An 11,724-nucleotide genomic window follows, 5' to 3' on the forward strand; every position below is an offset into this window, starting at 1 on the left:
CTATTCAACCTCCTTGTTAAATGAGTCAGCAAGATAATTTGTACGGCTCACTTTTTGTGCAGAAATATGGAAAACTTCTTCACTTGAAGAACCATAAATTATTGAAGATTGAACACCAAGCAGCATATCGTATAAAGCGTTTATTCTAAAATTTCTACGAGCTTCGACTTCATTTTTATTTGATTCTTTTTTCAAAAACGCCGGTACTTTACGTAAAGTAATTCCATCAAATATTTGCAAATCAATTGCAGCATCAAAAGGATTAATAGGAGAGACAACAATAACTACAAGCTTATGATTTTGCGTAATTTTACGCAAAGATTCAGAGTTATGAGCTTGTAATGCATACTCATCAGTTATTAAAACTACCAGACCATTATTGTCAATATTTTTTAGTAACGAAGTAAGCAACGCATCAATGTCTCTGGTATTCCTACGAGTATTAAGCAACGTATAATCTAGATTTCGCTCAAAATCAGAAAGATTACTAGCAGAATGAACATTGATAACGTTTTTTCCATCTGCACACAACAAAGAAACAGCATCATGACGTTTTAAACTCAAAGATGCAAAAAAGCATGCAGAGTTAGACGCAACTTCATACAGAGATTCTCCAGAAACACAAGCTCCATTCATATTGATGCTTGTATCTAAAGCAATCCAAGTATGAGAAGACGAAGTACGCTCTCTAGAAGACACCATAGGTTGTCCAGTTCGAGCACTCGCAGACCAATTCATCATGCGAGCTTCATCTCCTGGCTGCCACGCGTGTATGTCAATAACATCACCTGTGCCAAAACGTCTGTGCGAAGGATGGTCTCCCTCTAATAAGCCTAAAGCTTTACGCGCAATAGGCAAATCAATTCGCTGATCCAAAAGCTCAATTTTGCGACGCACGGCTTTAGCAGGTTCAGATAATACTAACCGCTTCGTACGCATCATGGCACAGGAACCGTCTTAACTAATGCATCAATTACTTGATCTGTAGTAATAGAATCAGCTAAAGCTTCAAAAGTTAAAAGTATGCGATGCCTTAACACTTCATGCGCAAACAATTTAATATCTTCAGGTATCACATAATCGCGTCCAGAAAGTAAAGCGTGAGCTTGAGCAATACGAATAAGTGCAATTGATGCACGCGGGCTAGCTCCCATACGAACCAATGAATTAATTGTAGGAAGTGGATGCGTACCTTCACCGCGAGAAGTTGCAACAAAATCAACTACATATTTCATAACTGCTTCAGAAACGTGTATGCGACGCGCTGCAGTACGCATAAAAACAACATCTTGCAAACTTATGCGTTGAGTATTTAGCTTTGAAGGATCAACGACATCCAATCCGCGTTGAGTAAGTAATTGCAGCATACGAACTTCCTCTTCAGGATTAGGGTAAGTCATAACTGCCTTTACCATAAAACGATCCATTTGGGCTTCTGGAAGATTAAATGTTCCTTCTTCCTCAATTGGATTTTGCGTAGCAATAACCATAAATGGTTGAGGCAGAGGAATTCTTTCGCCTCCAATAGTTGTTGCTCCTTCTGCCATAGCTTCAAGCATTGCAGATTGAGTTTTTGCATTTGAGCGATTAATCTCATCCAACAAAATAACATTTGCATGGATAGGACCAATTTGCGTAGTAAAATGTTGAGAAGCAAAATCAAAAACTTGAGTACCAACTAAATCTGCTGGCATTAAATCCGGAGTACACTGCACACGACGGAAACTACCTGACATAGCTGTTGCAAGAGTTTGAGCAGCAGTAGTTTTTGCGAGACCTGGTACTGATTCAATAAGAATGTGTCCGCCTGCAATAAGAGTAAGAATAAGAGACTCTCGTAAAGCGTCTTGACCGACTAAAGTTTGTGCAAAACGTGCGCGCAAAATATTTGCAATTTGCTGACAACGACGTATGTCATCACTCGAAATAGTTGCAGTGACTTGCGCACTTGCATTAGAAACAGCAGACGGTTGAGGTACAGCTGATCCAATGCCAAGCTTAGAAGCAATTGAAGTTTTATCGGTTAACGGTTTCTTCTGTGGTTGCGGTGGAAATAATGCCATAAGAGACATTTTAACCGATATGCAGTACTGACATGTTCAAAAATGGCATTTTTATTGTCTTTATAAGATAATTTGCAATATTTAAGACAATTAGATTTCTTGAGAATCTAGGGACCAATTAATTGGCGAAACTCCCATATTAATTAAGGCCTGATTAGCTCTTGAAAATGGATGCGATCCAAAGAATCCTCGCATTGCAGAAAGAGGACTTGGGTGCGCTGAAGTAATAAGAGTTGCATTCGTCAGCAAAGGAGCCAAACTTTGCGCATTACGACCCCATAAAATAGCTACAAGCGGCAATGGATTACCATTGCAATCAGTTCTATTGTTTAATGCTCGAATAGCTGCATCGGTTACAGGCTCCCAACCTTTTCCTTGGTGGCTATTTGCCTTACCGGCCTCAACAGTTAAACATCTGTTAAGAAGCATCACACCCTGCCTGGTCCACGGTGTTAGATCTCCACTTTTTGGAGTTTCTACACCTAAATCGTTTACTAATTCTTTATAAATGTTTATGAGACTTTTTGGCAGTGGGCGCACTTTTGCAGCTGTGCAAAAACTTAAGCCTACTGGATGGCCCGGCGTTGGATATGGATCCTGGCCAACAATTAAAACTTTAATGCTTTTTAGTGGAATAGAAAAAGCACGCAAAATGTTGTGGCTAGCAGGAAGAATATGATGTCCGCTTTCTATCTGCTCTCGCAAAAATACTCCCATTGCGCGTATTTGTGGCTCAACTGGCTTTAATGCTTCAGCCCAATCAGGATCCATTAGCTCGTTTAAAGGTTTAATATTTTGAGGATTCATATTGCTACTGTATGTCAAGGCATACCATAAAAGGAAACCAATCAAATTTTCTAAATTTGTGCTTTGTGCTAAGCATTAGATAGTATAGATTCATTATTGTTTAAATGATTTTATAAGGAGTGCAATTATGGCGCGAAATAATCAGAACGTGTCGTATACGCCTGATGCTTTTGATGAGCCACCAGAGGGACCGATTGGAGTTCATCGTGGAAATCCTGCGTGGTATGCCGTAATACTTCCTTATTTTGTTGCATTAATTGTTGCAGCGGTTGTTGGTGTTTTGGTTTGGGCTATCGCTTCTGGCGAAATCTCACATCTTCCGTTGCCTTGGAATCATCAGCAACAATCATCTCAATCAGCATCGCCTTCTAAGACTTCTGAAAACAAAAAGTCGGTTAAAAGCGACGAAGATAAATCTTCTGAAGGCGAAGATGACGACGATAATAAATCTGAAGAAAATAAATCAGATAGGAAAGATGCTGGTGACTCTAAGGATAATTCAGCAAATGATTCTAAGACGCAAACTTCACTAGATAAATCAGTTGCTGTGAAAGTTCTTAACGCAACCAAGATAAGCGGTCATGCTGCTGCTGGCGCAGATAAGTTAAAGCAAGCGGGATACGCAAATGTGACAGCTGGAAATCCAACTGGTAAAGTCCCAGGCGAGTCTGTTGTTTGGTATAAAGACGATTCACAAAAAGCTGCAGCTGAAGATATTGCAAAGACTTTAGGTATTAGTGCTGTCGAAAATGAAAAACAAATCGTTTCTCCGATTGTAGTTGTGCTTTGCAAGTAATATTTTTCGCATAAAAATAACCGGTTAGAATTATTTTCTAACCGGTTTTTATGTATAAACGCCAAAAAAGTTGGCACTCGGGTACATAGAGTGCTAATCTTCAAATTAGCACTCAAGCCTTGAGAGTGATAATAAGCAGCTGACGGCTTATTACTCAAGATTGCAGTGAAAAGTTCATAAATAACGTATGTGGAGGAACTATGGCAAAGATTATTGCCTACCAGGAAGACGCCCGCCAGGGTATGCTCGCCGGTTTGGATAAGCTTGCAGACACTGTTAAAGTTACACTTGGTCCAAAGGGTCGCAACGTTGTATTAGATAAGACTTACGGTGCACCAACTATCACAAATGATGGCGTTTCTATCGCTAAGGAAATCGATCTTGAAGATCCATACGAGCGTATTGGCGCCGAACTTGTTAAGGAAGTAGCTAAGAAGACTGATGATGTTGCAGGCGACGGTACTACAACTGCTACTGTTTTGGCACAGTCTTTGGTGCATGAAGGTTTGAAGAATGTTGTTGCAGGAAGCAACCCAATCGCTCTTCGCCGCGGCATCGAAAAGGCTGCTGAAGCAATCGTCAAGGAATTGCTTGCTTCTGCAAAGGATGTTGAGACCAAGGAACAGATTGCTGCTACTGCTACGATTTCTGCAGCTGATCCTGAAGTTGGCGAAAAGATTGCTGAAGCTTTGGATAAGGTCGGTCAGGATGGTGTTGTCACAGTTGAAGACAACAACAAGTTTGGTCTTGACTTGGACTTCACTGAAGGTATGCGCTTTGATAAGGGCTATATTTCCCCTTACTTCGTCACTAACGCTGACGATCAAACTGCTGTTCTTGAAGATCCATACATTTTGCTCACTTCTGGCAAGGTTTCAAGCCAGCAGGATATCGTCCACATCGCTGAGCTTGTTATGAAGTCTGGCAAGCCATTGCTTATTATTGCTGAAGATGTTGATGGTGAAGCATTGCCAACACTTGTTTTGAACAAGATTCGTGGCACTTTCAACACTGTTGCTGTTAAGGCTCCAGGATTCGGCGATCGTCGTAAGGCTATGCTTCAAGATATGGCTATTTTGACCGGTGCACAGGTTGTTTCTGACGACCTTGGCTTAAAGCTCGATTCTATCGACGCTTCTGTGTTTGGTCACGCAGCTAAGGTTATTGTTTCTAAGGATGAAACAACTATCGTTTCTGGTGCTGGATCTAAGGAAGATGTTGATGCTCGCGTGGCTCAGATTCGCGCAGAAATCGAGAACACTGATTCCGATTACGATCGCGAAAAGCTTCAGGAGCGTCTTGCTAAGCTTGCTGGCGGCGTTGCTGTTATTAAGGTTGGCGCTGCTACTGAAGTTGAAGCTAAGGAGCGTAAGCATCGTATTGAAGATGCAGTTCGTAACGCTAAGGCTGCTATTGAGGAAGGTTTGCTTCCAGGCGGTGGCGTAGCTTTGGTTCAGGCTGCTGCAAAGATTGAAAAGTCTCAAGCAATCACAGAGCTTAAGGGCGAAGAAGCGACGGGTGCTGCAATCGTGTTCCGCGCTGTAGAAGCTCCAATCAAGCAGATTGCTCAGAACTCTGGCGTTTCTGGAGATGTTGTGCTCAACAAGGTGCGTGAGCTTCCAGAAGGCGAAGGCTTCAACGCTGCAACCAACACTTACGAAGATTTGATGGCTGCTGGCGTTACTGACCCAGTTAAGGTAACTCGTTCTGCTCTACAGAACGCTGCTTCTATTGCAGGTTTGTTCTTAACCACTGAAGCTGTGGTTGCTAACAAGCCAGAAAAACCAGCTGCAGCACCACAAGCTGGTGCCGACATGGGCTACTAAATTAAAAGTTGTAAAAATTTTATAGCTGAATAGCTCATAGTAAATGGCGGTATGCTCACAAGTAAAGTATACCGCCATTTATATTTCATTAGATTATTCAGACTATTCAGCCCATTCCAAATAGGGAAGTAGCTTGAGCTTCCGCATCAAGATACACTCCTGACGCATGTTGCATAGCTTGCTGAATTGCTTCTAATGATTGTTCCATTTGTTGTTGCGCCGCTCGCCACTGCTGAGCGGTCGACGCAAATTGTGTAGCCGCCGATCCAGTCCACACGCTCTGCAATTGCTGTAAATTGGTATACATCCCGTTGACTGCATCTCTAATTGCACTAACCGAGGTTCCAACGGCTGCCGCAGCCTGCTGAATTTGCTCTGAATCAACTCGAAATTGTGCCATATTTCCCCTCCATTTGTTTTGCGTCTAAATAAACGCTTTTTATAAATTATTTTGCGAAACATTCCAAATAAATTAAGCAAGGATTTTTATAATGCTACTTTTACTTGTGTGATGTCACGCTATTATGAATATATGCCATCAAAAAACTACGAAAAAGATTCATGCACCAATGTGGTTAAAAGCTTAACTTGCACGCGTATTGCAAATTTTAACTACCAGCATTCTCATTCAAAACTATTTTTAGCTAAACGCGTATTGCTTTTATTAATGGCATTTTTATTTAGTTTTTCTTTTATTCTTCCAACTCTTCCAATAAATTCGCTCATATTTTCACCTTTAAATAGAGTAAATACAATTAATGCATATGCTGAAAGTAATGAGCAAAATTCTGGAATAGTTGCAACAGACTCAATAACAGACACAGAAAATTTGCTTGGGGATTCTGTCAGTAAAGTTGCTGACATGATTGAGACAACAAAAAAGCGTACAGGAGTAAATGTTAGGCTCTTATATTTGTCTACTTTTGGAAATACAAAAAATCCATCAAAATGGGCTAGTGATTTGTTGATTAGTACGCTTCCAGCTAAAAATACTGTGCTGCTTGCAGTAGCAACTCATGATGGAAGATTAGTTGTAGCTGTTTCGCCTAATTCCGATGAATGGCTCAAAAATAAAAATACTGTAGACTCGTTATCCGATGCAGCTTATAAGCCATTAGTAAGCACAACTGGAACGCATTGGGATCAATCTGCAATAATGATGATGAAACAAATAATGCGTGCAAAACGTACGTCAACAACTTCTTCTGCAAGTCTTATTTCTACAATTATTATGCTATTAATATTGTTGGCATTATTCTCAATAGTCGCGATTATTCTGTTTAGAAAGAATCGCATACAACGTCAAATACTTGCTGGTGTTAGAAAAGCTCGTAGAAGGCACGCTCGTCACAGGTAGACAAAAATATTCGATAACTTGTTTTATTTTCAGCAATTATTCAGGAAACATTCAGCTTGATAAGTGATGCTAATCAATATGAGTAAGAACGTTGAAGCATCTATTGTCGTGGTCGATGACGAGCCATCAATCCGTGAACTTTTGGTAGCATCTTTGCATTTTGCTGGGTTTGAAGTAGAAACTGCTGCATCCGGCTCAGAAGCTGTTGAAGTAATTGAACGAGTAAATCCAAATCTTATCGTTATGGATGTTATGCTCCCAGATATTGATGGTTTTACTGTTACGAGGCGTATTCGTCAAAATGGAATTAAAGTTCCTGTATTGTTCCTAACTGCAAGAGACGATACACAAGATAAAATTATGGGTCTAACCGTTGGTGGAGATGACTACGTTACAAAGCCATTCAGCTTGGAAGAAGTAGTGGCAAGAATACGAGCAATTCTTCGCAGAACACAAGAACCTGATGAAGAAACTCATATTATAAAAGTTGCGGATCTTGAGATTAACGAGGATTCTCATGACGTAACTCGATGTGGCGTGCCAATCGAACTTAGCCCAACTGAATACAAACTACTTCATTATCTTATGGACAATGAAGGTCGAGTTCTGTCAAAAAGCCAGATTTTGAATCACGTATGGCAGTACGATTGGGGCGGAGACGCAGCAATCGTTGAATCTTATATTTCTTATTTAAGAAAGAAGATTGATGGCATTGAAATTACTGATGATTCAGGAAAACAGCAAAAAGTAGTTCCTCTTATTGAAACTAAACGTGGCATCGGTTATATGATTCGAGAGCCTAAGGCAGGTCAAGCCTGATCATGCAATCTAGTAATAATAACTACAATAACGCTGAATCAACTATTAGCAACAGCACAAATAATAACTCTAAAGATGATTCAGATGTTAGAACTGCTGGAAAAAGTGTTGCGATAGAGCTAAGTGAAAATAACAAAAAAAACAAAAAGCCTCGTAAAACCTGCTGGCTACGTCGTCGCATAAATGCAATACCACTGAGTACGCGTTTAGTTGCATGTACTCTCGCTATTTTAACTGTAGCCGCTTTTTGCATATCACTATCAATTCAGCAGCTCGTAGGAAATTATTTGCTAGAAAAAACTGATGTACAATTAGCAAGTCAAGCGCAATTTGTTTATGACAATGTTGATTCATTGCGCATGAAAAACTCAAATCAATCTTCAGTAGGTCCAAATAATTACTTTATGCAAGTTAGAGATACGCATAATAAAATTATTTCTACTCCATTAATACCAATTAAAGGATCGGTTGTTTCGGTTCCTAAACTTCCTGCAGACGGTTTTGATAGTAAAAAAATTGTTACCCACAAGCCTTACACAGCACCTGCAATCGTCAAGGGGAATACTAATAAAGTCGATGCAATCACTAAAAAGGCTGCAACAGCTCCATGGAGAGTTTTAGTATTAACGTGGGGTCAAAAAAATAGCTATAATTCAGAGTTAAGTGTTAGCGGTTATGTCTATATTGCTTTATCTCTTAGCGATCAAATTGATACCGTTAGCACACTTACTCGTTACTGTATAATGGTGAGTATTGCAGTTATTTTGTTTGGAGCAGTATTTTCAGCAATTATTATTCAATCAGCTTTAAGACCGTTAAAACGAATTGAAAAAACAGCTTCAAAAATTGCTTCTGGAGATTTAAGCAAACGAGTTCCATCTGCTCCTGAAAATACTGAGGTTGGATCTTTAGCAGCTTCTCTTAACTCTATGCTTGCTCGTATTGAAAGAGGATTTAATGAGCAAGAAGATATGACAGAAAAAATGAAGCGATTCGTTTCAGATGCAAGTCATGAATTACGTACTCCATTAGCTGCAATTCATGGATATGCTGAGTTATATACAATGTGGCGCAACATGCCAGGAGAGCAGGAGAGAGCAGATGACTCTATTGCCCACATTAAGGCTTCTAGCGAGAGAATGACTGAACTAGTAGAAGATTTGCTTTCTTTGGCGCGTTTTGATGAGGGTCGTGGAATTAATATTTCACAGCAAGTTAGCTTATCTCCAATACTTTCTGACGCGGCTAATGATCTACATGCTCTTGATCCTGCTAGATCCGTTCAACAAGGCTATTTAACTATTTCGGATGAGTGGAAGCTTATGAGTTGCACAAATTGCGATTTTGAGCGTAAGCTCCAATTCCATGTTGGTACACTTCCAACTGTTACGCTACTCGGTGATGGTGCTAGATTACGCCAAGTAATGACAAATATCGTAGGAAATATTCATAGATACACCCCTGTTGATTCTCCTGTAGAAATTGCAGTAGGAGTTATGAAGGCGTCTATAACTCCAAATGAATTATCTAAATTACCTTCTGTAAAAGAATCACTGAAGGAGTTTTTGGAAGCAGCGGAAGTCAGCCAATCTACTGATACGGGTCATAAGTATGCTGTAATTCGAGTTGTTGACCATGGCCCTGGAGTTCCAGAAGAATCATTGTCTAGAATTTTCGAGCGTTTCTATATTGCTGACCCATCAAGAGCTAGAGAAAAAGGTGGAACTGGCTTGGGTATGGCAATTGCGCAATCTGTAGTAAAAGCACATCATGGTTTTATTTGCGCAACTATATCTTCTCCATTAGAAGCATCGACCAATTCTAAAACTAATCTTGATGACACTATGGATGGGTCTGAGCAAATAGATGTTAAAGCTCATGGCCTAACTCTTACTGTAGTTCTGCCAGTTAATGAAATCGATGAGCCTTCTAAAATTGTTAGCGATTAAAATATTGGCATTAGCAACACTTGCGTAGGTTAAAAAAATTTTATTGCCCGCGTGTATGCGCTACAATGTAATAAGGAAACAAGTAATAACAATATTTGGTACACTATCTATAAACCTATCGCATATGCTGATACTTTATGCCTTGTGCACTTCAGCGTGCGAAATGAGAATTATTTGGAGTGAGGTGTGTTATGCCCAATGGGCGCGTGCGTTGGTACGATACGCAGAAGGGGTACGGCTTTATTGTTGGAGATGATGGTAAGGATGTTTTCTTGCCAGCAGCAGCATTGCCAGTTACTGTAAAAAGTTTACACAAGGGTACACGAGTTGAGTTTTCTGTAATTGAAGGTCGCAAAGGACCACAGGCTATGGGCTTGAATGTTATTGCAACAGCACCATCGCTTGTAAAGGCTACTCGTCCTAAAGCCGAAGATATGGCAGCTATTGTAGAAGATCTTATTAAGCTTCTTGATTCTGCTGGTAATGGTTTGCGTCGACGTCATTACCCATCAACTGCTGAAAGCAAAAAACTTGCTACATTGTTGCGTGCAGTGGCAGATAATTTTGACGTTCAGGAATAGTGTCTGGAATATTATTTATGACTGATGAAGTGATGGATCCACAAGAACTAGCTAGAAGTATAGCTGTGGAAACTTCAGAACGTACTGATGCAGTAGGAGATTTTGTATCTTCTATAGAGCTTGGCAACGGAGTTACAGACTTTCGTTTCGTAAGCAATTTAGTTGGGTATGAAGGCTGGCAGTGGTCAGTTACGTTGTATCATGATGAAGAAACGCAACGTTGGACCGTGAACGAATCAACGCTTGTTCCTACTGAAAATTCTTTGCTTTCACCACCATGGATTCCGTGGAAAGACCGCTTGAAACCAAGTGATCTTTCTGTAATGGACTCTATTGGCACATCTGAAGACGATTCTCGACTAGAAGATGGCTTCCGCCAAGTAAATAATATTGATGATAATAATTCTGAAAAGAATATAGAATCAACAAATTCAGATGATCATTCTGAGTCTAAAACTGAAGATGACGCTAAAGCTAATACTAGCGAAGAAGATGCAGACACAAACGCAAACGCAGAAAAAGATATTAATCAAAATCAAGAATCTTGCGATGCAAATAATGATTTTGACGAAGATCTTGAAGAAGCTGTTTCAACGCTAAGACTGTCTCGCAGACGAGTAATGACTGCGGAAGCAATTTCACAAACAGCTAAACGCTGGTACGCAGGTCAACATGGCCCAAAGTCGTTATCTACAAAAATTGCCGATGGCAAAGCATGTTCATCATGCGGATTCCTCATTCCTCTAGCTGGAAGTTTAGGCTCTATGTTTGGCGTATGCGCAAACATGTGGAGCCCAGACGATGGGCGAGTTGTATCGCTTGATCATGCTTGTGGTGAGCATTCTGACATTGAACCACCTGAGCCATCGCAGCTTTGGATTCAATCTGAACCTGCATACGACGATTATCATATTGACATTTTGCAACAAGCTCCACGAGATGAGCGAGCAGACGTTGAGCTTATTGAGGAAGCAATCGAAGACAGTAAGATGCATCGTCGTAAGCGCAGAAAATTAGATTCAAAATTGCGCAACAAAAAAGAAGCCTCAACAGACAAAGATGAACAAAATAATTTATCTGAATCTGATTTAATAGACAATTCAACTATTGACGAAAAATCATATGAAAATAATGATGACAAAAATCGCGAAATTGAAGTTGAAAATCAAACTGAAAAAATTGAAGAGACTGTAGCTAATGAATCTGAAAAATTTGAAAAATCCCAAAAAGATACAGATTATCCTGATTCTTCAGAAGTAAACTTAGTAGACGAAAATTCTGTTACAGAAGAAATACCGTTAACAGGAAAAGTGGAAGAGTCACAAGAATCTGAAGACACTTCAAAAACTACAGCATCCACATCAATGCGATTATATAAAAGAAAATCTCGCAGACAACATAAGTAATTATGCAAGAAACGAGAATATGAATATTTAGGTTCATCATTCATGATTATTGTGATGCTATGGAATGCTGTACGAATGAATAAATATATACGACGCTTCGCGTCATGGCGACTCGTTACC

11 protein-coding genes are annotated in these 11,724 nt (G+C 39.9%); 7 read left to right on the forward strand and 4 right to left on the reverse strand.

The window, feature by feature from the left end:
* The 3 genes from HXT57_RS03290 to HXT57_RS03300 form a co-directional block, all read right to left on the reverse strand.
* Complete coding sequence (locus HXT57_RS03290) at positions 1 to 942, reverse strand: DUF58 domain-containing protein (RefSeq protein WP_415697733.1); 942 nt, start codon at positions 940 to 942, stop codon at positions 1 to 3.
* On the reverse strand, positions 939 to 2,063 hold the full coding sequence (locus HXT57_RS03295; protein ID WP_033888761.1) for an AAA family ATPase: 1,125 nt from the start codon (positions 2,061 to 2,063) through the stop codon (positions 939 to 941). Before HXT57_RS03295 ends, HXT57_RS03290 begins: the two co-directional genes overlap by 4 nt.
* Positions 2,064 to 2,153: 90 nt before the next feature.
* Complete coding sequence (locus HXT57_RS03300) at positions 2,154 to 2,870, reverse strand: uracil-DNA glycosylase (RefSeq protein ID WP_004106746.1); 717 nt, start codon at positions 2,868 to 2,870, stop codon at positions 2,154 to 2,156.
* A gap of 127 nt (positions 2,871 to 2,997) precedes the next feature.
* Between HXT57_RS03300 and HXT57_RS03305 the strand changes: the two genes are divergently transcribed.
* Positions 2,998 to 3,666 (forward strand): LytR C-terminal domain-containing protein, encoded by a 669-nt coding sequence (locus HXT57_RS03305; protein ID WP_102703072.1) that lies wholly within the window; start codon positions 2,998 to 3,000, stop codon positions 3,664 to 3,666.
* A gap of 200 nt (positions 3,667 to 3,866) precedes the next feature.
* Complete coding sequence (groL, locus tag HXT57_RS03310; RefSeq protein ID WP_012914136.1) at positions 3,867 to 5,492, forward strand: chaperonin GroEL; 1,626 nt, start codon at positions 3,867 to 3,869, stop codon at positions 5,490 to 5,492.
* 106 nt (positions 5,493 to 5,598) lie between these two features.
* Here groL and HXT57_RS03315 read toward each other — a convergent pair whose 3' ends face one another.
* On the reverse strand, positions 5,599 to 5,892 hold the full coding sequence (locus HXT57_RS03315) for a WXG100 family type VII secretion target (protein ID WP_004111519.1): 294 nt from the start codon (positions 5,890 to 5,892) through the stop codon (positions 5,599 to 5,601).
* Positions 5,893 to 5,943: 51 nt separating this feature from the next.
* On the opposite strand from HXT57_RS03315, the gene HXT57_RS03320 reads away from it, so the two are divergent.
* From HXT57_RS03320 to HXT57_RS03340, 5 genes are all read left to right on the forward strand, one after another.
* Positions 5,944 to 6,849, forward strand: a complete 906-nt coding sequence (locus tag HXT57_RS03320; protein WP_004111520.1) for a hypothetical protein — start codon at positions 5,944 to 5,946, stop codon at positions 6,847 to 6,849.
* A 78-nt stretch (positions 6,850 to 6,927) separates the two neighbouring features.
* Complete coding sequence (locus HXT57_RS03325) at positions 6,928 to 7,668, forward strand: response regulator transcription factor (RefSeq protein ID WP_004111521.1); 741 nt, start codon at positions 6,928 to 6,930, stop codon at positions 7,666 to 7,668.
* Positions 7,669 to 7,670: 2 nt separating this feature from the next.
* Positions 7,671 to 9,617 carry a sensor histidine kinase gene (locus tag HXT57_RS03330; protein WP_012914138.1) on the forward strand — a complete coding sequence of 649 codons (1,947 nt, stop codon included), beginning with the start codon at positions 7,671 to 7,673 and terminating at the stop codon, positions 9,615 to 9,617.
* Between the two features lie 191 nt (positions 9,618 to 9,808).
* On the forward strand, positions 9,809 to 10,198 hold the full coding sequence (locus HXT57_RS03335; protein ID WP_012914139.1) for a cold-shock protein: 390 nt from the start codon (positions 9,809 to 9,811) through the stop codon (positions 10,196 to 10,198).
* Between the two features lie 17 nt (positions 10,199 to 10,215).
* Positions 10,216 to 11,604: a DUF3027 domain-containing protein gene (locus HXT57_RS03340; protein ID WP_103014020.1), complete on the forward strand. Its 1,389-nt coding sequence runs from the start codon at positions 10,216 to 10,218 to the stop codon at positions 11,602 to 11,604.
* Positions 11,605 to 11,724 lie beyond the last annotated feature (120 nt).

The sequence above is a fragment of the Gardnerella sp. KA00771 genome (assembly GCF_049244045.1).
Taxonomy (GTDB): domain Bacteria; phylum Actinomycetota; class Actinomycetes; order Actinomycetales; family Bifidobacteriaceae; genus Bifidobacterium; species Bifidobacterium swidsinskii.